This window comes from Bacteroides intestinalis (assembly GCF_003464595.1).
Classification (GTDB): Bacteria; Bacteroidota; Bacteroidia; order Bacteroidales; family Bacteroidaceae; genus Bacteroides; species Bacteroides intestinalis_A.
Genome location: NZ_QRZF01000024.1, coordinates 18,194 through 41,354 on the forward strand (window position 1 = coordinate 18,194; position 23,161 = coordinate 41,354).

Annotated in this window: 13 protein-coding genes and 1 pseudogene; 13 read left to right on the forward strand and 1 reads right to left on the reverse strand. The window is 42.7% G+C overall.

The window, feature by feature from the left end; genetic code table 11:
* Nucleotides 1–14: 14 nt before the first annotated feature.
* The 13 genes and pseudogenes from DWW10_RS22635 (at nt 15) to DWW10_RS22695 (ending at nt 18,726) form a co-directional block, all read left to right on the forward strand.
* Complete coding sequence (locus DWW10_RS22635) at nt 15–2,975, forward strand: SusC/RagA family TonB-linked outer membrane protein (protein ID WP_022391792.1); 2,961 nt, start codon at nt 15–17, stop codon at nt 2,973–2,975.
* A gap of 13 nt (nt 2,976–2,988) precedes the next feature.
* Nucleotides 2,989–4,596, forward strand: coding sequence for a RagB/SusD family nutrient uptake outer membrane protein (locus DWW10_RS22640; protein WP_118421101.1), 1,608 nt, complete (start codon nt 2,989–2,991; stop codon nt 4,594–4,596).
* 31 nt (nt 4,597–4,627) lie between these two features.
* On the forward strand, nt 4,628–5,734 hold the full coding sequence (locus DWW10_RS22645; protein WP_022391790.1) for a SusE domain-containing protein: 1,107 nt from the start codon (nt 4,628–4,630) through the stop codon (nt 5,732–5,734).
* Nucleotides 5,735–5,740: 6 nt separating this feature from the next.
* Complete coding sequence (locus tag DWW10_RS22650) at nt 5,741–7,579, forward strand: alpha-amylase family glycosyl hydrolase (protein WP_022391789.1); 1,839 nt, start codon at nt 5,741–5,743, stop codon at nt 7,577–7,579.
* 37 nt (nt 7,580–7,616) lie between these two features.
* Nucleotides 7,617–8,252: pseudogene (locus DWW10_RS22655) on the forward strand (corrinoid protein); the annotation flags it as partial.
* Nucleotides 8,253–8,272: 20 nt separating this feature from the next.
* Nucleotides 8,273–9,199, forward strand: coding sequence for a CobW family GTP-binding protein (locus DWW10_RS22660; RefSeq protein WP_022391787.1), 927 nt, complete (start codon nt 8,273–8,275; stop codon nt 9,197–9,199).
* Between the two features lie 17 nt (nt 9,200–9,216).
* On the forward strand, nt 9,217–10,230 hold the full coding sequence (locus DWW10_RS22665; RefSeq protein WP_022391786.1) for a uroporphyrinogen decarboxylase family protein: 1,014 nt from the start codon (nt 9,217–9,219) through the stop codon (nt 10,228–10,230).
* Between the two features lie 74 nt (nt 10,231–10,304).
* Nucleotides 10,305–11,003 (forward strand): vitamin B12 dependent-methionine synthase activation domain-containing protein, encoded by a 699-nt coding sequence (locus DWW10_RS22670; RefSeq protein ID WP_022391785.1) that lies wholly within the window; start codon nt 10,305–10,307, stop codon nt 11,001–11,003.
* A gap of 10 nt (nt 11,004–11,013) precedes the next feature.
* Nucleotides 11,014–13,335, forward strand: a complete 2,322-nt coding sequence (bglX, locus tag DWW10_RS22675) for a beta-glucosidase BglX (protein WP_022391784.1) — start codon at nt 11,014–11,016, stop codon at nt 13,333–13,335.
* A gap of 39 nt (nt 13,336–13,374) precedes the next feature.
* Nucleotides 13,375–14,697 (forward strand): MFS transporter, encoded by a 1,323-nt coding sequence (locus DWW10_RS22680; RefSeq protein WP_022391783.1) that lies wholly within the window; start codon nt 13,375–13,377, stop codon nt 14,695–14,697.
* A gap of 30 nt (nt 14,698–14,727) precedes the next feature.
* Nucleotides 14,728–15,735: a uroporphyrinogen decarboxylase family protein gene (locus DWW10_RS22685; RefSeq protein WP_022391782.1), complete on the forward strand. Its 1,008-nt coding sequence runs from the start codon at nt 14,728–14,730 to the stop codon at nt 15,733–15,735.
* Nucleotides 15,732–17,681 carry a beta-L-arabinofuranosidase domain-containing protein gene (locus DWW10_RS22690; protein WP_118421099.1) on the forward strand — a complete coding sequence of 650 codons (1,950 nt, stop codon included), beginning with the start codon at nt 15,732–15,734 and terminating at the stop codon, nt 17,679–17,681. The genes DWW10_RS22685 and DWW10_RS22690 overlap by 4 nt, the downstream gene beginning before the upstream one ends.
* Before the next feature lie 358 nt (nt 17,682–18,039).
* Complete coding sequence (locus tag DWW10_RS22695) at nt 18,040–18,726, forward strand: DUF4468 domain-containing protein (RefSeq protein ID WP_022391780.1); 687 nt, start codon at nt 18,040–18,042, stop codon at nt 18,724–18,726.
* A gap of 74 nt (nt 18,727–18,800) precedes the next feature.
* On the opposite strand, the gene DWW10_RS22700 is transcribed toward DWW10_RS22695, so the two are convergent.
* Complete coding sequence (locus DWW10_RS22700) at nt 18,801–23,117, reverse strand: hybrid sensor histidine kinase/response regulator transcription factor (RefSeq protein ID WP_118421098.1); 4,317 nt, start codon at nt 23,115–23,117, stop codon at nt 18,801–18,803.
* Nucleotides 23,118–23,161 lie beyond the last annotated feature (44 nt).

A 23,161-nucleotide genomic window follows, 5' to 3' on the forward strand; every position in this document is an offset into this window, starting at 1 on the left:
CTAATTTTCTATTTATGAAATCATCTCATTTAAAGATGGTATGCACTTGGTGTGTACTATTGGCAAGCATTGTCTTTGCTCAAGCGCAGACAATAGAAGTCAGAGGTACGGTTTTCGACACTCAAAAAGAACCGGTACCTGGTGCCAGCATTCTGATTAAAGGAACCGGTACAGGAACTATTACTGATGCGGATGGAAAGTATGCCATCAAAGTTTCTGATTCGAAAGCCGTACTCGTGTTCTCTTTTGTTGGATATACTCCTCAGGAGTTCATAGTAGGTAACAGAAAAGTTATTGATGTCGAACTCAAAGATGACGCTGTTTTACTGAAAGATGTAGTTGTTATTGGTTATGGTTCGGTAAAGAAGAAAGACTTGACCGGTTCCATTACTTCAGTGACTGAAAAAGACCTTCAGAAAGGTGAAATTTCTCCTGACCGTATGATTCTTGGTAAAGTTGCAGGTGTACAGGTTACTCCTAACGGAGGTGCTCCTGGTTCAGGTAGTCGCATTCGAATTCGTGGTGGTGCATCATTGACGGCAAGCAACGACCCGTTAATGATTATTGATGGAATTCCGGTTGACAATGCCGGAGTTGCCGGTTCACCAAGCGTATTGAGTACTATCAATCCGAATGATATTGAATCTATGAATATCTTGAAAGATGCTTCGGCAACAGCTATCTATGGTTCAAGAGCTTCTAATGGTGTAATTATCATTACCACTAAGAAAGCTGCTTACGGGCAGAAGATGAAAGTGGATTTCAGCACTCAATTCTCTTTGTCTTCCATTGCAAAGAAGCTGGAACTCTTATCAGGAGATGAAATCAGAGATGTCGTGAACAATAATCCGAAGAGTACTAATGAACTTAAAGGTTTGTTGGGCAAACAGAATACTGACTGGCAAGACCAGATTTATCAGACAGCTTTCGGTACAGATAATAATCTGAGTCTGACGGGTGCTGTGAAGAATATTCCTTATCGTGTGTCATTGGGATATCTGAATGAAAACGGTATTCTCAGGACAGGTAATATTGAGCGTATTACCGGTGCTTTGAACCTGAATCCCCGTTTCTTTGATAATCATTTAAAGATTGACGCTTCAGTAAAGGGTAGCCGTATCAACAACCGTTTTGCCAATACTGATGCCATTCAGACAGCAGTTTCTTTCGATCCTACCCAGCCGGTGAAGGCAGATGGCTTTGATAAGTATGATGGCTATTTTACCTGGCTGATGCCGGATGGGAATTTGAAAACACAGGCCCTTACCAATCCGATGTTGTTGCTGAACACTTATGATAATACGTCCAATGTATCCAGGGTGATTGCAACTGCCCAGATTGACTATAAAATGCATTTTCTTCCCGAACTGCGTGCCAACTTGAATGTCGGTTATGATTATTCAAAAGGTAAAGGTAAAGTATATATTCCTGAATGGGCTCCTCAAATGGCATCTCGTAATGGGCAAAGCCAGGAATATGGCAGCAACAAGACCAATAAACTGTTTGAATTTTATTTGAATTATGCAAAAGAGTTTACTGGAATTAAAAGTTTTTTTGATATAACTGCCGGTTATACTTATCAGGACTGGTTGACACATTCAGATAATTACATTGATTATACAGCTACCGGAGAGGAATTTAAGAAACCTGATTTCCCATTTGACGAGCCCCGTAATACATTAATTTCTGTATTTGGACGTCTGAATTATACATTGATGAATAAGTACCTGTTGACGGTTACAGTACGTCGTGACGGTTCATCCCGTTTTCATCCGGATAATCGTTGGGGAACATTTCCGTCATTTGCTTTGGCATGGAAGATTAAAGAAGAAAATTTCCTGAAAAACGTGGATGCAGTCAGTGAATTGAAACTACGTTTGGGATATGGTCAAACCGGTCAACAGGATATCTATCTGTACTATCCATACTTGGCGCGTTACGAACAAAGTTCTAATGTGGCACAATATCAGTTTGGTGATCAATTCTATTATATGTACCGCCCGGCAGCTTATGATCAAGAAATAAAATGGGAATCAACTGAAACTTACAATGCCGGTTTGGATTTTGGCTTCCTGGATAACCGTATCACAGGTAGTTTGGATATCTATCTGAAAAAGACAAAAGATTTATTAGCTACCGTAAGCGTACCAGCTGGGAGTAATTTCAGCAATCAGTTGATAACCAATATTGGTAGCTTGGAAAATAAAGGTCTTGAGTTTACCTTGAATGCCGAAATAGTGAAGTCTAAAGACTGGAACTGGAATGCATCTTTTAATATGGCTTTTAATCGGAATAAGATAACTAAATTAACTTTGGTTGATAGCGATGAATACGAAGGAATTCCGCAAGGATGGATTTTCGGTTCTACCGGCGGCACTGTACAGATTCACAGTGTAGGATACAACTCCTTCTCTTACTATCTGTATCAACAAGTTTATGATGATAACGGCAAACCGTTAGAAGGCGTATATGTTGACCAGAATAATGATGGCAAAATCAATAATAAGGATCTTGTTCGCTCCAAATCGTCTGAACCTAAGGTGACTTGTGGTTTTAGTACCAGCTTGTCCTTCCGTAATTGGGAATTGAGTACCTCTTTGCGGGGTAGCTTCGGTAACTATATGTATAACAACATGAACTCTGCTCTTGCTACTTATAGTAACATCCTGAGTCCCAGTAAAAGTATTCTCAATGCTCCTAGTAGTGTTCTTGAATCTAATTTTTATTTGAACCAACCACTTTCCGACTATTATCTGGAAAATGCATCGTTCGTAAAGATGGATAATTTGAGCTTGTCTTATAACTTCGGTAAGGTATTTAACAAGACGGTTAATGTTCGCGGTACACTGTCCGTGCAGAATGTATTTACCATTACTAAATACTCAGGAATCGATCCGGAAATAGCGGGAGGCGTTGACCGTAGCTTCTATCCACGTCCACGGACATTCACATTAGGATTTAACATCAACTATTAATAAAGAAGACATCATGAAAAAATATAGATTAAACCGATTTGTAATGCCATTGGCATTGTTGCTGACGATGTCTGTTGCAGCAACCTCTTGTCTGGACGATTTGGACAGATTCCCGACGAATGATACCACTTCTGAAAAAGTATATGCTACCTTTCAAGGCTATAAAGAAGTGATGGCAAAAGTGTATGGCTCTTACTCGCAAGTAGGCAATGACCTGGCTTCCAAAGATGATATAACGATGGGTGACGGTGCATCCGCCGATTTTCTTAGATGCTTCTTTAACCTTCAATGTCTCACTACCGAAGAAGCCATTTGTACTTGGACGGATAGTGGCATTCCTGATTTGAACTTCATGAACTGGTCTTCCAATAACACTTTTATCTCCGGGCTATACTACCGTGCTTTGTATCAGATTGCACTCGTGAATGAATTTCTTCGCGAATCTACAGAAAGTAAAGTTAGCGGGCGGGGCATTACAGGCAACGATGCAACAGAAATCAAATATTTCCGTGCAGAAGCTCGTTTTCTCAGGGCATTTCAGTATTGGGTATTGATGGATGTATACGGTAACCCTCCCTTTGTGGACGAAAATACACCGATAGGGAAATTCCTGCCCTCACAAATAAAGAGAACGGACTTGTTCAAATACATTGAATTGGAATTGCTTGAGGTACAGGATTTGTTGAAAGCCCCCCATTCTAATGAGTATGGTCGCGCTGATCAAGCTGCCTGCTGGGCATTGATGGCTCGTATGTATCTGAATGCAGAAGTATATACAGGTACAAAGAAATATTCGGAAGCTATTACCTATGCATCCAAAGTGATTGGTGCAGGGTATACACTCAAAGAAAACTTCAGCGAGTTATTCATGGCCGATAATAATGTAAATAATCCGGAAGTCATTCTATCTATCAACTATGACGGTCAGCGAAATAAAAGCTATGGTGGATTGACATTTATGATTAATGCTTCCTTTATAACCAGTCGTGAAGATGTCCCCGGTAAAAACTTCCAGGAATATTTTGGAATGGGTGGACTAGGCGGTTGGTATGGTAATCGTAGCCGTAAGGAATTGCCTGCTAAGTTTGATGAGGCTGACGGGCGCCGTTTATTCTTTGGTGCTAAGCCGAATGTAGACAATGTGAATGAATTTACAGAAGGGCTAGCTGTTGCCAAGTTCCGCAATATTACCTCCACGGGGCAGAATGGTTCCAATTATGCAGAGGCATTCGCAGATACGGATTTCCCGTTGTTCCGTCTGGCAGAAATGTATCTTATTTATACAGAAGCAGTTCTCAGAGGAGGTACAGGAGGTGATATGGTAACCGCTGTAAGGTATTTCAATAACTTGCGTAAACGAGCTTTTGGTAATGAATTTGCCAATGTAGGCTCTATTTCTCTGGAAGAGATTCTGGATGAAAGGGCGCGTGAACTCTATTGGGAAGGTTTTCGCCGTACGGATTTGATTCGCTATGGATTATATACTTCTGGTAGCTATGTATGGCAATGGAAGGGTGGAGCTAAAAATGGTGTGGGTGTCAGTGAAGACCTCAACCTGTTTCCCTTACCTGCAACAGATGTAATGGCTAACCCGAACCTAAAACAAAATACGGGCTATTAATCAGTATTGAATGACTTAAATAGGAAATAGTATGAAAAAGATATTTAATCAATTAGTTGGAACGTTAGCATTCTCCATACTGCTATTCTCTTGCGAAAGTGACTTGGAGAAGGTAGTATTACAACCTGGCAACGGACCTGTACACGTAACTGTTAATACCGATGTACCACTGGTATGCTCCGCAGAAAATGCGAAAGATACGGCATTTGTCATTACATGGGAGGCTGCGGATTATGGAAAAGATATATCTTCTTCCTATACATTACAGATTGATGTGGCAGGGAATGATTTTGCAGCACCGCAAGAAGTCGTTGTAGGTAATAATGTATTTAGTAAACCTCTTACTTCGGATAACCTGAATTCTATTATGCATAAGTTGGGGCAAGCTATTGATGTAGCTACTGATCTGGAGGTACGGGTTATGGCAAAACCGATGGTATTGGGTTCCTCGGAACCTGTTCTCCCGATTCTGTATTCACAGACAGCAGTGAAGGTTAATGTAACATCCTATGCTATGGCTCCTCTGCACTTGATCGGTTCTATGTTTGGAGTTTATTTCGTAGACCCGAATGTATGGGATATTGCCAACTACCGTTATGTAATGTTCCGTGATGATGCATTAGCTACAGATGAATATACAGGGTTTATCCGCGGCTTTAGTGACGTGACTTGGGCAGGGCAATTCAAATTTATTAATGATGGTGATTTGAATACTTACACGATGTATGGAAAGAAAGATGCCAATACTCTATCTCTTACTGGCGGTAACTTTGAACTTCCCCAAGATGGATATTATACCATTACGGCAAGTACTTCCAAAATGACTTATTCTATCAAAGAATATGATGCCAGTGCAGCACCTGTATATGCAACAATACAATTATCTGGCTCAGGTGTTGCCAGTATAGTTACCCTGGTTCAGGCATACTACGATCCGCACATCTGGATTGCTGACGATATCACCCTGACTACCGGAGAATTAACTTTCCTAAGCGGTTTGAACTCATGGAGTGCAAAGACTTTTCCTTACGGTAAAGGAACTGTTGATGGTGATGATATCAAAGTGACTAAGGCCGGAAAGTACTATGTCAAGTTCAATGACCTGACAGGACATTACGTCTTCTATCAGAAAAATTAAGAGTCTATGAAACTTTGTACTATTTTCATCATAGTATGGTTTACGTTCGGATTTTCTCTGACCATGTTTGCACAAAAAGTAGAGCGGGTAGAACCGCTCTGCTGGTGGACAGGCATGAGAACCGAATTACAGTTGATGTTATATGGACAAAATCTGAAAGATGCAGGTGTGAAAGTTTTGCAACCCGGAATGACGGTGAAGACGGTTCACAATGCTGAAAGTCCGAACTATTTATTTGTGGATATGGCTGTCGAGAAAGCCGGTAATTACACAATAGAAATTACTCAGGGGCATAAGAAGACAAAAGTCAATTATGAGATTCACAACCGACGTCCTGGTTCGGAAAGTCGTGTAGGACTGACATTGGCAGATGTTATCTATCTCATTATGCCTGACCGATTCGCTAATGGCGATACAAGTAATGATATAGTAAAAGGCTCTACTCAGATACTCGATCGTAATGGCTTGGAATCCCGGCATGGAGGTGATATCCAGGGAATCATTGATCATTTGGATTATATGGCAGACTTGGGAGTAACTGCTTTATGGTCAACTCCGTTACTCGAAGACAACCAGTTTTATCATCAGTATGCCATCTCTGATTATTACCGCATCGACCCACACTTCGGAACCAATGAATTATATTGTGAAATGGTGGCGGAAGCGCATCGTAAAGGATTGAAAATAGTTCAGGATATTGTACCCAATCATTGCGGTTCGGGACATTGGTGGATGAAAGATTTGCCTTTCACTGATTGGGTGAATCACTTTGATACATTTACGCAAAGCAATTATGCCTTGCAAGCCTACAGTGATACGCATGCTTCAAAAGTAGACCGTATGCTATGTGGACATGGATGGTTCGTAGAGAGCTTGCCGGATATGAACTTGTCCAACCCTTATACATTGAAGTACTTGACTCAGATGGCCGTCTGGTGGATTGAATATGCCAATCTGGATGCTCTCAGGGTAGACACTTACTTCTATATGGGATATGAAGGTGCTCAATGGACAAAGAGTATCCGTAATGAATACCCCAATATGGAGTTCGTAGGTGAAGTTTGGGGCAATGACCCCGGAATCATTTCCTACTGGCTTGGGGATAGACCTAAACATGACGGATTTGCCAGCCATTTGCCTAAAGCGATGGATTTCCCTTTGGAGCGTTCTTTGGTTATGGGGCTTTCCAATGATAATGAAGCATGGGGAGGTAGTACAAAAGCTATTTATAATACAATTGCACAAGATTTTCTATACGAAGATGCGATGAATTCTCTGGTTGTCTTTGCCGATAATCATGATATAGATCGTATCTACAATATGCTTGGGAAGGATATCCGCAAGGTAAAGATGGCGATGAGTTTTATTATCACTACCCGTGGATTACCGCAGATTTATTATGGTACGGAACTGCTGTTTGCTGACGATCCGCGAGGAGGTGCGCATAAATGCCGCATGGATTTCCCTGGCGGATGGGAAGGCGACACAATCAACTTGTTTAAACCAGAATACAGGAATGCTCAACAGCAGGAGATGTTCGATCATGTACGTAAGTTGCTTCATTTTCGTAAAAGTACACCGGTAGTATATAATGGAAAGCTGATGCATTATGTACCTAAGAACAATATTTATACCTATTTCCGCTACAATGATTCTGAATGTGTGATGGTGTTATTGAATGGGGCTTCGCAATCACAAACTATTGGTTGGAACCAGTTTGAAGAGCGATTGCAGGGGATGAAAGCCGGGTATGAAATCTTGTCCGGACAACAAATAACAAAAGGTGAAAAGATAGAGATTGAATCAAATAGCTCTTTAGTTATTTACTTTAAAACAACGAAATAAATGTATACAAATTTAAAAAAAATAGATTATGGCAGATTTAAAATTACTTTTTGAAGCAATCCTTAAAGGAAAGCAGAAGGATGCAGTTGAGATTACTCAACAGGCAATAAATGAGAACATAGCTCCGAAGGAGTTGATTGACAACTATCTGATTAAAGCAATGGAAGAAATCGGTAGTCGTTTTGAGCAACAGAAAGCATTTGTGCCCGAATTGTTGATGGCAGGTCGTGCTATGAAATCCTCCCTTATATTATTGCAGCCTCTATTGAAAGGTGGCGACGAGAAATCAGGATTGGGTACAGTAGTGATTGGTACTGTAAAAGGTGACTTACATGACATCGGCAAGAATCTGGTAGGTTCCATGTTCGAAGGTTGTGGATTTCAAGTAATTGACTTGGGCGTAGATGCAGATAGTGATAAATTTATCTCGGCTGTGAAAGAGCATCAACCAGATGTTATCGGTTTGAGTGCTTTGCTGACCACTACTATGCCATATATGAAGACAATTATAGATGCTTTGGAAGAAGCTGGACTTCGCCAACAAGTGAAAGTTATGGTAGGCGGTGCTCCGGTTAGTGCCGGATTTGCGGCTGAGATTGGTGCAGACGGATATAGTGACAGTGCCAACTCCGCGGTAGTGCGAGCAAAAGAATTATTAGGTATAACGCATTAAAAGGTAAAAGGAGGTCTGATATGAGCAATCAATTGATTCAGGTAGATATTATTTCCGGCTTCCTGGGAGCGGGGAAAACAACTCTTATCCAGAATATTATCGGAGCGGGGGCTCGGTCAGGCAGATTAATGATATTAGAGAATGAATTCGGAGCGATAGATGTAGACGGCGAAGTATTGGAAACGACAGGAGTTGAAGTGGAGAGCATCATTGCAGGCTGTATTTGCTGTAGTGGGGCGGATGTCCTTATTAACAAACTGTCTGAAATAGCAAGTAGCTATGCACCAAGACAACTAATTATAGAACCGACCGGCATTGCTCGTTTGTCCGATATCCGACGTATTTTCCAATGCAAGGCAGTTAGAAGACTTTATCAGTTGAACAGAGTTGTAACTGTAGTGGATGCCGTTACTTATCCCATCTGGATAAAGGTTTCCAAAGAGTTTTTTAATGATCAGATTCGATTCAGTGATCTTATTTACGTAAGCAAAGTGGAAGATTGTATGTCTCAACAGGTAATAGAGTTACTGTCTTTAATAGATACGATTCATCCAGATTGCCCTGTGTCTACTGATATCCATGAATTGTTAGCTTGCTGGAATACAGGTATTAAGAAGAAAGCATGTTCATCCATGTACTTGGCTCCGGGAAAAGACAGTGGACTGTTTGAAACCTTCTCCATTGAATATTCTGAAGGTTTCAACCATAGTAGTCTGCTGCAATTACTGGATAAAGTACAAGAGGGAGTGTTTGGCTCTGTGTATCGCATTAAGGGATGTTTTCAGGATGAGACCGAAACGGGCTACACCCTTGATTGGGTGGGCAACCGTTATCGGTTGATACCATCCGGTTCAGTCAATAACCCGTCCACCCGTCTCTGCTTCATTGGTAGCAGATTGGACAGGGAATCACTGAACGACGCATTAGAACAAATAAAAATTAACTAATAAAAATAGTAAAAAATATGAAAGACAGGAACATGAATCAATGGGTGGAAGGCATACTTGCCGACAAGAAACGGATTGCTATTCCCATCATGACCCATCCGGGTATTGAGTTGATTGGCAAAACTGTATATCAGGCAGTAAGTGACGGAAGAGTACATTTTGAGGCTATCAAGGCATTGAATGATAAATATCCTTCGGCTGCCTGTTCAGTTATCATGGACCTAACAGTAGAGGCTGAGGCTTTCGGAGCAAAAATCGATTTCCCGAAAGATGAGATCCCCAATGTTATCGGACGTTTGCTTGCTGATTATGATGCGGTGGAAAGGCTGGAGATTCCTGATATGACGAAAGGACGCTTGCAGGAATATCTGAAAGCAAATCGCTTGACTGCTGAGGCTATCAGAGATAAACCTGTTTTCGGTGGAATGATTGGTCCCTTTTCGTTGGCAGGGCGTTTGTACGATATGTCAGAGTTTATGATGGCATGCTATTGTGAACCCGATACGGCAAATTTGCTATTAAAGAAATGCACAGACTTCTTAATCAATTACTGTCTGGAACTGAAAAAGCAGGGAGTACAGGGAGTCGTGATTGCTGAACCGGCTGCCGGTTTGATGTCTGACGAAGGTTGCGAAGAATTTTCTTCACAGTACGTAAAAGCCATTGTCAGTGCAGTACAAGATAACGATTTTATCGTAATTTTGCATAATTGTGGTAACACAGGTCATTGTACAGAAGCTATGGTAAGTACCGGTGCTCGTGCTTATCATTTTGGAAACAAGATTGACATGACAGATGCGTTGAAGGGCTGCCCTGCAGATGTACTGGTGATGGGAAATATTGACCCCGTAACCCTTTTCAAATCGGCAACCCCGGAAGTCTTGAAAGCGGCCACGCTGGAATTGCTAAAGAAAGCGGACGGGTATTCTAATTTTGTGCTTTCCTCCGGTTGCGATGTACCACCGCATACGCCTCATGGAAATATTATTGCGTTTTATGAAGCATTGAAAGAGTACAATGAATGCTGCTGATTCCTATCTCGACGAATCGCTCTCGGAATGCCTTTGGGGTATGGATAAGAACATGAATTTTAATTGTGATGAGAATGAAACAGATAAGATTCTTCGACTGCACCTTTGACGAACTTCCTTTGGATATGCAGGAAGTTTATATACTCATGGGATATGGTTCTCATGTTCCGAATAATGATATATTACAACTTATCCAGGAGATTGTGGACGAATTAAAGCAACGAATAACTCCTCATTACGGTTATGTGCTGGTGGATGGCGAAGTACCCGAAAAAGGCAAACTTCGGTTAGACAACCAGTTATTTAATCCTGGTGTCATCATTGCCCATGCCATGAAAGGAGCAGAAAAATATGCCATATTCACAGCCACTATTGGTGAGGAGTTCGATCGCTACACCCATCAGTTGAAAGAAGAAGAAGATATCTTGCGTGCATTTATTGCCGATGCTCTAGGCTCTGTGCTTGCCGAAGCTGCCGTTTCACTATTGATGAAACAATTATCTGAAGCTGCCGAAGCCGAAGGAATGCATATCAGCAACAATTATAGTCCCGGTTATTGCGACTGGTTTCTTGCAGAGCAGCAACAATTGTTTAGCTTGTTTCCCAACGGAAGTACCGGCATAACATTGACTGAATCCTGTCTGATGCTTCCTGTAAAATCCGTCAGTGGTATTGTTGCAATTGGAAAGGGCATACAGAAGCGTGAATATAGTTGTGCTATCTGCAAGATGGTGAATTGTATTAAGAATAAGAAAAAGATAACTACAAAGTGAAGAAAATACTATGATTAAGAAATTAACAATATTAATCCTTCTGGCAATATCAGTCGGTGCAATGGCACAACAAATGCCTGCCGATAAAGAAGCCCGAATGGAAAAGTTCATTACAGAGTTGATGAGCAAAATGACTTTAGAGGAGAAAATCGGACAGTTGCACCAGATATCAGGAGGCGACGTTGTATCCGGCGAACTATCCAGTGATGGAAATAAAACCGCACAGCAAATCCGTAGCGGAGGTGTCGGTTCAATGTTGAATGCCAAGGGGGTGGAAAAAGTATATGCTTTACAGAAAGTGGCAGTAGAGCAAAGCCGTCTGAAGATTCCTTTACTGTTCGGTATGGATGTCATACACGGTTATGAAACAGCTTTCCCTGTTCCTCTGGCAATGGCATCTACTTGGAACATGAAACAGATAGAAACAATGGCACGTACCGCAGCTGTCGAAGCCAGTGCCGACGGTGTATGCTGGACGTTTAGCCCGATGGTGGATATTACCCGTGATCCTCGCTGGGGACGCATTGTAGAAGGTGCTGGTGAAGACCCTTTCTTAGGTGGTGCAGTAGCTAAAGCTATGGTGAAAGGCTATCAGGGAGAGCCGGGGTTTGCAACCAATACCCAAATTCTTGCCTGTGTAAAGCATTTTGCTCTTTATGGAGCACCCGATGCAGGACGTGATTACAGTACAGTGGATATGAGCCGCCTGCGCATGTTCAATGACTACCTTTATCCTTATCAGGCAGCAGTCGAAGCAGGGGTCGCTACTGTGATGTCCTCTTTCAATGAAGTGGACAATGTACCTGCTACTGCCAATAAGTGGTTATTAGATGATTTGCTTCGCAAACAGTGGGGTTTTAAAGGACTGGTGCTTACTGACTATGCATCTATTAACGACCTGCCCCGTCATGGTATTGGCGACCCGGTATCTACTACCATCCGTGCCTTGGAGGCTGGAACGGATATTGATATGGAGGCCTATGCTTACCACTATATGTTGCCGGAAGCTGTGAGAAATGGTCGTGTACCGATGGCGCTGATTGACAAAGCTTGCCGTCGTGTGTTGGAGGCTAAGTATCAATTGGGGCTGTTCGAAAATCCATATAAGTATTGTGATGTAACTCGTCCTGCGAAAGAGTTCTTTACAAAAGAGAACCGTGCTAAGTCACGTCAGGCAGCAGGTGAAAGCTTCGTCCTCTTGAAGAACGACAGTATTACACTAAACCCTGCTGTTCCTGCTAAACCATTGCTTCCATTAGCGAAGCAAGGAACGATTGCTGTTATTGGTCCTCATGGCAATAACCGTCCGATGATGCTGGGGCCTTGGTTTTATCCACATGACATCCAACGTGCCGCTACAGTGGTCGAAGGACTGAAAGAGGCGGTGGGTAGCAAAGCAAAAGTTGTATTTGCGCGTGGCTGTCAGCCTTTCGAAAGTGAAGAATACGCACAGCGTGTCTATTTTGGCAAAGAGTTTGAGAAAGATAACCGCCCGGATACCGAGATTCTTGCTGAAGCGTTGAATGTTGCCAAGAATGCGGATGTCATTATAGCTACCTTGGGAGAATCTACCGAGATGAGTGGAGAATCGAGCAGCCGTTCAATATTGGACTTGCCGAAGCCCCAGCAAGATTTATTGAAAGCATTGGCTGAAACAGGTAAGCCTATCGTATTGGTTCTTTTTACAGGCCGTCCGTTAACTATCAACTGGGAGAAGGCTAACCTTCCTGCCATCTTGAATGTATGGTTTCCTGGAACCGAAGCTGCATATGCCATTGCCGATGTACTTTTCGGAGATGTGAACCCAAGTGGAAAGCTAACTGCCACCTGGCCGCAAAGTGTGGGACAAATACCCATCTACTACAACGGTAAAAATACGGGAAAGCCGATGGACAAGTGGTTCCAGAAATTCCGTAGTGGTTACCTCGATGTATCGAATGAGCCATTATACCCATTCGGCTACGGTCTGAGTTATACAAACTTTGAATATAGCGATGTAATCCTGAATGATTCAGTTATGAGTCCCAAAGGCCAGCTTACAGCCAGTGTAACGGTGAAAAATACCGGAAAACGGGATGGATATGAGGTTGTGCAACTTTATATCTGCGACAAGGCTGCCAGTATTATCCGTCCATTGAAAGAACTGAAAGGCTTTCAGAAAGTATTCATTAAAGCCGGACAATCGGTGAAGGTAGACTTCCAAATTACTTCCGACTTGCTGAAGTTCTATAATTCTGATTTGGAGTATGTTTGCGAACCAGGTGATTTTGATGCCATGATTGGCTGCAACAGCGTAGAGTTGAAATCCGCCAAATTCACCTTAGTTGAATAGCTTGAATCCATAAATTTAAGAACTTAAAAACTCAAACCTATGTCACAACAACAGAAACAAGTCAATTATCTGGCTCCATTCATTACATTGGTAATCCTGTTCTTCTTCGTTGGCTTTCTGACTACAGCAAATGGACAGTTTCAAGGCCCTTTGAAAGCCGTATTCCTTAGCAATGCTGGTGATTTAAAGAACACATTTGCCACACTGATATCCTTTGCCTGGTTCATGGCATACCCGTTGACAGGTGGTATCGGGTCCTCCTGGGTAACGAAATACGGCTATAAACGTACACTGATCCAAGCCATCCTCATCTTGATTGCAGGGTTGGGCATCTTCTGGCTATCTTCACTCTATACTATTGAATTTCCTGATTCGCACTTCACGATAAGCTCTGCCATTATCCCTTGGGGATATGTCATATTTCTGCTGGGTTCTTATGTGGTTGGTGCAGGTGCCACCATCCTACAAGTAGTTATCAATCCCTATCTGACAGCTTGCGACGTAAAGAATACACAACCTGTACAGAGATTGAATATCGGTGGTTCAGCCAATTCGGTAGGTACTACATTGGCTCCTTTCTTCGTGACTGGTATCGTCTTTGGTGGTCTCTCTATGGAAGAAGTGAATATCAGCCAGATTCAAGTTTCTTTCTTAGGATTGATGGTTGTGTTTGCAGTTGTAACTCTGATACTTACTCGCATGAAACTGCCCGATATTAAAGGAACGAAAGCAGAATCCGGCGAGAAGTTGGAAAAGTCTGTATGGTCATTCAGCCATCTGACGATGGGGGTATTGGGAATCTTTTTCTATGTGGGTGTGGAAGTTTGCGTAGGCGCTAATATCAATCTATATGCTATCGAACTTCAGAATGCTGGACGCCAATTCTTGTTCTTCGGAATGGATTCACTCACTATAGGTGGAGTTAACTTTGCCATACCGGCACTGATGGCTACTCTCTATTGGGGCGGTATGCTCATAGGGCGATTGATATCCAGTTCTTTGAACAGTATTCCTCCTCAAACCCAATTGGCAGTAGCTGCTATATTTGCTGCACTCTCAACGGTGGGAGCTATCGTTACCGATAATCCTTGGTTGCTGGTGGCAGTCGGATTCTTCCACTCAGTGATGTGGGGTTCCATTTTCACGCTAGCCATCAGCCGTTTGGGTAAATACACCTCTGTTGCTTCAGGTACAATTATGATTGGAGTAATCGGTGGCTCGTTACTTCCTCTTTTTCAGGGTATGTTTGCCGATGCGATGGGCGGGATGTGGCGTTGGACCTGGTTCATTGTAGTTATTGGAGAACTCTATATATTGTATTACGCATTGCTTGGTTCGAAAGTGAAACAAGCTGCCGACTAATATTAACATTAACAATAAAGAAAAACGAATATGGAAACCAAGTTAGAAAGAATTCACAGGATGCTTGCTACTCCTAAAACCAATGATGGAAGAATTTACTTTCATCCGATTCTGATGATGCATGCTGCTACTTTGTATGGCAAAACCTATAGTGAGTTTATGCAAGACTACCGCATTCTGGTAGAATCGAACATGGAACTACTGGAAATGTACGATCACGATGCGGTCAGCGTTATTTCCGACCCTTATCGTGAAGCATCGGCTTTTGGAGCCAAAATAACATTTGATGGAGACAGTTCGCCAAAAGCTGACAAACTGATTACTTGTATGGAAGATGTTGAGAAGCTGGAGATTCCTGATGTATATGCACACGAGCGTACCCTTGACCGTATCAATGGAGTAAAATTATTCCGTGAGAAGTTGGGTAATCCCTTTCCCATCATTGGTTGGATAGAGGGGCCCATTGCCGAAACTGCTGACCTTTGTGGTGTATCAGAAACTATGATGAATATGATTATGGAGCCTGACATGGTGAAGGCTCTTATGCAGAAATGTCTGCAAATGGGTAAAAACTTTGCTTTGGCACAGATAGAAGCCGGCGCTAACATCATCGGTGTAGGCGATGCACTCTGTTCACAAATCTCAGATGAAATGTACGATGAATTTGTTCAGCCGCTGCACAAGGAATTGTTTGCTTTCATCCATGAACATGGGGCTATTGTAAAACTCCATATTTGCGGTAACATTACTCACATTCTTCCTTCCCTAGCTCAGACCGATGTGGATATTGTGGATGCCGACTGGATGGTAGATGTAGCAGAGGCACATCGGATATTGGGCAATGAAGTAGTTGTATGTGGTAATCTCGATCCTGTAACTGTAGTCATGGATGGTTCTAGGGAATTAATAAAGACTAAATATGAAGAAGTAAAAAATAGTATTCCACGCGAGAACTGGATTATGATGGCAGGTTGTGAAATACCTCGTTCTACTCCGGTTGAGAATATGAAGTATTTACGTGAAATATCAATGAAATGAGCAGAAAATTTATATGGATTATACTTATGGGATTGTGTACCTCGCTAGTAGCGAGGGCACAAATCTCTGAAAGCCTTCCAAAAGCTATCGAACAAATGAAAGAAGTACCTGTTTACACCTCTTTCCCATTCGGGGCTATCAAGCCTGTCGGATGGCTAAAAACTCAAATGCAAGCTGACTTAAATGGTTTTGTGGGGAACCTGGATAAGCTAGTACCTGACCTTATCAATGATCCTATCTATGGCAGCGGACGTCTGCACAAAAATAGTAAAGCAAAAGATCTGGGTAATAATAAGGAAGGAGATGCTGAAGGAGATGAACAATATAAATGGTGGAATTCCGAATCACAGTCAAACTGGTGGGATGGTTATTTGAGGAATGCATTGCTCTTGAATGATGTAAAGCACATTGCTCGTGTAAAAAAATACATCAGCGACATTCTCAGTACCCAGGATGCAGACGGATATCTGGGGATTTACGCCTCCGACCTCCGTTATCATTTTACATCTGAGAATGGAGAACTTTGGGCAAAAGCTACCTTGTATCGTGGTTTATTGGCATATTACGAATATACTAAAGAACCACAAGTATGGAACGCCTTGGTACGTGCAGTAGATAATGTGATGACAAATTATCCTGTTGATGCTTCCCATCCTTTCGATACTGGAAAGAATTATAATGGAGGTGTTGGACACGGCCTTACTTTTACAGATGTCCTTGACCGTATGTATCAGCTAACTGGTGAAGAGAAATATCTTGATTATGCCCTGTTTCTGTATCTGGATTACTCCAAATTTTATGCATGGGAACGGGATGCACAGTTGACAAATGCATTGAATAAGGAGTATAAACTGAACTGTCATGCCGTGCATACTTACGAACACCTTCGACCGATGATTGTTGCTGCCAGTGCTTCGGAAGATGTCAAAATAAAGAAGGCGCTAATGGAATATTTGCGGAAAATCAATACCGTTACTACTGCTACCGGTGGTGCCATTGGCGATGAATGGATTGGCGGACGGGAAGCAGATGCTACCCATACGGGTTATGAATATTGTTCTTTGCATGAATTATTAGATAGTTATGGTGTATTATTGCAACGTACCGGTGACACAGCTCTAGCTGAATCCATAGAAAATATATTCTATAATGCAGCTCAGGGAGCCCGCCATCCTTATCATTCCTGTATTGCCTATCTGAAGACGGATAATTCATATCAGATGGATGGTACTCGCAACGGTGATGCAGAACCAGGCAAGACACAAACCCGGTATAAATATTCTCCCGTTCATCAGGATGTTGCTGTGTGCTGTGCACCTAATGCAGGCAGAATCACTCCGTATTTTCTACAGAATGCATGGATGCAGGGTAAAAATCGCACTTTGATTGCCAATCTTCTAATGCCCTGCAGGCTTGATACTCGTATTGATGGCAATCGTGTATGTATTGAAAATCAAACAGAATATCCCCTAAAGAATGAATATAAGTTTGTTATTACTTTGGAGCGTCCAATGGATTTGACCCTCAAGATTCGTAGACCCCAATGGGCGGAAGGTGTAATATGTAGTGAATCTTACAAAGAAGAAGGGCAGTATCTTATCTTCAAACGTAAATTTAATTCAAAGGACCAAGTTAGGCTTTCATTTAAAACAAATGTCAGAGTAGTGAAGGGTATAAAAGGCGAACACTATTTCTTTTATGGTATCCAGGCTTTTGCCTATCCTTTAAAATTTATAGAAGAAAAGGGACGTCAATATATTGATGGATTTACTGACTATTTCTATAAGCCTGTAGAGAATACACGTTATAAGTATATTGAGAATCATCGTTCAATCTATCGGAATGGCAAGTTGGAGGTTTTCTTGCTGAATGAAGTCACAGGAAAGGAAGAGAAAGTGGAACTACTCCCCATTAGTCAAACCATATTGCGGCAAGCCGGATTTTAATCATCTCTTACCTTAGATTAATCTGTAGTTATAGCTTTAAAAGCTTTGAGCTAGTGATTTATTTATTTTTATATGGAAAGAGGTTGTGTCAGCATTTGACACAACCTCATTTTGTATGTATTACGTTTTTTTTAGGAAAAAGTCTGCAAAAATTAAAACTTTACAGAAAACTCCTTATCTTTGCACAGTTGTACAACACAACAGACACATATAAGGAAGTGTTTAGTCCTGTTCCGAAATGATAAAACTCGACTTTAAATTTTAGTGAATTGAACTAATAGGTTCACACATTCTTTAATGCGCCAATACTATTTTATCATAAAGGCATTGATGAACTTACGATGCATGTTTTAATAATATGAAAAGATTTTTTGTAAGCACGCTGGTATGTATTATGGCAGTATGTGCAAGTGCTCAAATTATGCGTGCTGAAGAACTTGAGAAGTATGCAGTTGAGAAGTATGGAGATAAATGGACTGAGGCGGCTGAGAATCTGGGAGCGGGGATTTCATTGGATAAAAATAATTCATTAACTTATACGCAGGTTATTGACTGTGGGGAACAAACTAAAGATCAGCTTTATGTTGCATTGAATTATTGGTTCACTGCCACATTCAATGATGCTGATGCAGTTATTCAGCTAAATGATAAAGAATCCGGTGTAATTATTGGTAAAGGGTTTATAGGAGGTATTGCAGCTCATGCAGGTGGTATGAATTCTTATGTTATCAGTATACACCCTATTATCAGAGTAGATATTAAGGATGGCAAAATCCGTGTAACTTATACCGTACAAAATTATGATGTTAGTAAGTATATTGGTGGAGGCATAATGGGAGCAATAGGGGGTACACAACCTACGAAATCAGTTGAAATGTGGGCTATAGAAAAGTGTTTCCCATTTCAAAAAAAAGATGAATATAAGGCTAAAAAAAGTTCTTCTAAAGCACTTGTTATGACACATGCTTATTCAAATGTTATCATGGATAAAATAGAAGAAGCTGCAAAAAATGGCCTTGTTGGGAATGAAAATAATGATTGGTAAATATCCTCTTTATATTTAGAAATTTTCTAATATGGAAAAGCCCGGAAAGTTTTAAATTCCGGGCTTTTCTGTATTCACTCTTGTTCGAACGTCTCTTCTTCTTTGTCATCAACCTCTTTTTCTTCCGGGTTGTTCTTACCACGTAAATATACAGATGGAGATACTCCGAACTGTTTCTTGAAGCATTTGCTGAAATAGAATGGGTCTTCGATACCTATCTTATAAGATACCTCTGCCACTGTATAACGATTTTCAAGTAAAAGTTCAGCAGCTTTTTTCATACGGATGATGCGCATGTATTCATTGGGGGAATAACCGGTTATTCCACGTACCTTGCGATAGAAGGTGGAACGTCCCAGTCCCATTACTGAAGCAAGGTCATCTACGGCGAACTCACTGTTGCTAATCTGTTCTTCCAGAATAGCCTGAAGCTTATCGGCAAATTGTTTATCTTTCTCTGACGTACAGATAGCAGGCGTAATCATTCCCGGATCATCCGAGAATTTCTTCCGCAACTTTTCACGTTGTTTTATCAACTGGAATGCTCTTGCCAGCAATAGCTTGGGACTAAACGGCTTGGTGATGTATGCATCCGCTCCGCTTTCCACGCCTTTCAGGTGATTCTCTGCCGAACTCATGGCTGTCAATAAAATGATGGGGATGTGGCTGGTATCGAAATCATTTTTAAGTTTCTGGGTAACTTCGAAACCTGTGAGTCCTGGCATCAGTACATCGCAGATGATGAGATCGGCATCGTATGTACGTGCACGTTCCAGACCAGAAAGGCCGTCTGCTTCAGTAACAACTTCAAAATAAAGTTTGAATTCTTCTTTCAAGAATTCGCGTACGTCGTTGTCATCCTCTATGATGAGCAATTTGTACTGGTTCGAAGGCTCTTTTTCCTTTGTTACATTTACTTCCAGGGTGTTTTCTTCTTCGTTGTTTTCCGGTTTATATGCTTTCTCTTCGAGGAAAGCGTCGTGAGGAATGAGGAAGTCCTTTTCTTCGTATGCATTGGTGTCGATGGGGAGGGAGACTGTGAAGATGGAGCCTCCTCCTTGGTTCTCATCATAATTGATAGTCCCTTTATGGACATTTACCAGTTCGTGTGTCAGATGTAGTCCTATACCTGTACTATTGCTTGAAAAGTTACTTTGCATGAAGCGTTTGAACAATTCTCCCCGTTTTTCTTTGGCAATGCCGATTCCTGTGTCTGCTACAGAGATTTCCAAGCATTTCCTGTCTTCATCGACGATAACTGAAAGGATGACTTTACCGTTGCTCGGGGTATACTTAAAGGCATTGGACAAGAGATTGTAGACAACTTTGTCCAGATTCCCTTTGTCAATGAACATCTTGTAGGAAGCCGCTGAAGGCTGGAACCGGAAATCCATATTCTTGGATGTCGCAGTATCCTTGAAGCTTAGGAATATTTCATGAAGAAAGCCCATGACATCTGTTTCTTCCAGGGAGAGGGCAAGCTTGTTGTTCTGCATCTTCCGGAACTCCAACAATTGGTTGATGAGACGGAGCATGCGCTGGGTGCTCTTGTTCATCACCTTCAGTGAATTGACCATTTCCTTGGGGACTTTGTCTATGCTCTGTATCTTTTCCAATGCTCCTTGAATCAGGGTTAAGGGAGTACGGAATTCGTGTGAGATGTTGGTGAAGAATACGAGTTTGTACTCCGTCAGTTGTTTCTCTACCTGCACTTTGTTGCGTAGGAGGTTGAAGTTGAGTATCAGGCGGTAGGTGATGTAGAGTATGACGGCCAGCAAGAGGGCATAGATAAGGAATGCCCAAGTGGTTTTCCAAAAGGGAGGAGTGATAGTAATCTTCAGAACAGCTTCCTGATCGCCCAAAATACCGGTAGCATTGCAAATTTTCACGTGCAGACTGTATTTGCCCGGTGGTAAGTTCTTGTAGGATGCAAAGCTCAGTGGAGAGGGTTTGCTCCATTCTTTATCATAGTTCTCCAGTCGATAGGTGTAGGTGTAGCTGTTGGTCTTTGAGTAATCGAAGGTGGTGAAATCTATTACAAATGATCTTTGAAAGTGTTTCAGTTCGATTTCGTCGGTGTACATCATGGCGCTGGAGAGGGGGGAGTCGGGGGCACCCGGGCGCATGGATATTCCGTTCACTTGGAGGTTGGTGAAGGTTATTGAGGAATTGAGCACCGAGTTATTTCCCATTTGTTCGGGGTTAATGACTAACAAACCGTAGTTGGTACCGAACAGTAGACTGCCGTTTTTGCTGACGCACGAGCTATTGTCGCTATAGACGTTACCCAATGTGTAGGCTGAGAAGAAGTAATTATCGAAAGCTTGCGTTTCGGGATTGAAGCGAGAGATACCGTATTCGGTGGCAATCCAGAGGTTGCCTTGCTTATCTTCAGCGATGGCTTGGACCATGTCGTTGACGAGACCGTTGCTGGTGCCGTAATGCCTGAAGGTAAGGTTGTGATAATCGGTGCCGGGAATGCACATACTGAGGCCACCACCGGAGGAACCAATCCATATCCGGCCCCGGGTGTCTTGGTAGATGCATTTGATTTCGTTACTACGCAGTTTTCCGTTGTTGTAATTGTAGGTCAGGTAGTTTTGCGGGTCGGTTTGCAGGGAATCGGGGGAGAAGACGTAGACTCCATCACTATTTCCGACCCATATCCAGCCGTTCGAGTCTTCGATAATGGCGCGAGTGCGGCGCTGTCCGAAGGTGCGGGTGAAGAAGTGGCGGAAGGTGTATCCGTCGTCCTTTTTGATAGCAAGGTCCAATCCGCCGCCGAAGGTGCCTATCCACATACGGCCTTTGCGGTCGCAGTAGAGGGTAAAGATATGGTTGTTACTGATGGAATGGGCGTCGTTGGAGTGGTTGACATACCATTTTCCACCAATGCAGAGACCTTCGCCACGGCTACCCATCCACAGGGTGCCGTCGAGGTCTTCGGCTATGGCATAGATATTGGAGTTATAGTGAACTTCTTTTTTCTGTGTGTTGATCAGCGGGTCGTAGGTATAGACGCCACCACCACGTGTACCGATACAGATGTCATCGTTCTTGAGGCGGGTAATCATGCGGACGGTATTGGAGCGGTCGGACAGAGAGATGGCTTCAGGGTAAATGCGTTTGATGCCTTCGTTCAGGATAGTAAGACGGGCGATACCGGCGTATTCTGAACTGACCCAGATAGCGCCGGAACTGTCTTCCATGATGTATTGCAGATAGTTGGAGCTGATGTGGCTGAAGCCGTCAATCTGGAAGTCGAAGTGCTGGAGCTCTTCTGTGATAGTGTTGTAGGCGAAGAGCCCGTTGCCGTAGGTGGAGATCCAGATAATGCCCCGGGAGTCGTGTACAATGTGGTAGCGTTCCATATCCACATAGTTCAGTTTATCGGGAGGGGAGAGACGGAAGGTTTTAACAGCATGAGTGGTGGCGTTGACATACCATACTTGCCCGGTGTTGTTGTAAATCCAGAAGTCCCCCCGATTATCCGTCAGTACATTGCCGTTACGGATGTCGAGCTCCGGATGGCGGCTGATGCGTTGGGTCTTCATGTCGAACAGATAACCGCCAGTGTTGGTGAAGATGACCCACTCGTTTTGCAGACGGAGTGTGCCATACAGGGTGATGCCGCCTTCGCCACGTGGCAGGCGGGCGGAGGTTGCAGTGGGTGCAGTACCACTCTTACGGTTGATGATGCCATCGGTAGAGAGAAAAAAGACATCTTTTCCGAAGTTCTGTGCGGCAAAGGCGTTGTTGTTGTCGACAATGACAGTCTGTGCACTGCTGACGAGGGCCACGCCGTGGTCAGTACCTATCCAGATGTTACCGTGCAGATCGGGATAGACATAGGCCACGCTGTCTGAAGGTAGATTTCCGTTGGATTTCTTGTAAGCAACGGATGAAAACGCACCATTGTGGTAGGTGATGAGGCGGCAGCCGTTGCGACTGTTCCATAACCATATATCTCCATTGGGAGCTTCGGCCTTGCGATCGTAGTGTTGGCGGTATTCACCGCGACCGGTGAAGTCAACGAAGCGTTCTGCCTTCAGGTCGTAGCAGTTGAAGAATTCACCGGAGGTTTCGAGCCACAGGAAACCGTTACGGTCTTCGCTGATAGAGCGGACGTGGTTAGAGGAGAGGGAGAGGCGTCCGGGCTGAGTATCGCCTTCGGGCAGGAGGGTGACGAAGGTATTGCCGTCATAGCGGCTGAGTCCGTTCAGGGTTCCCATCCAGATAAACCCTTTGCTGTCCTGAAATACGTAGCAGACGGAATTATTGGCAAGTCCGTCGGTAGTGGTCATATGGGTAGAACGTACTTCTACAGAGGCTGAGGTGTTAAGAATGGAGAGCAATAAGTACAGGCACGCAAGTGAGAAGTGCTTTTTCATATTTCATAGATTTTGGTACGTAGCAAAAATAAGGAAAAAAGCGC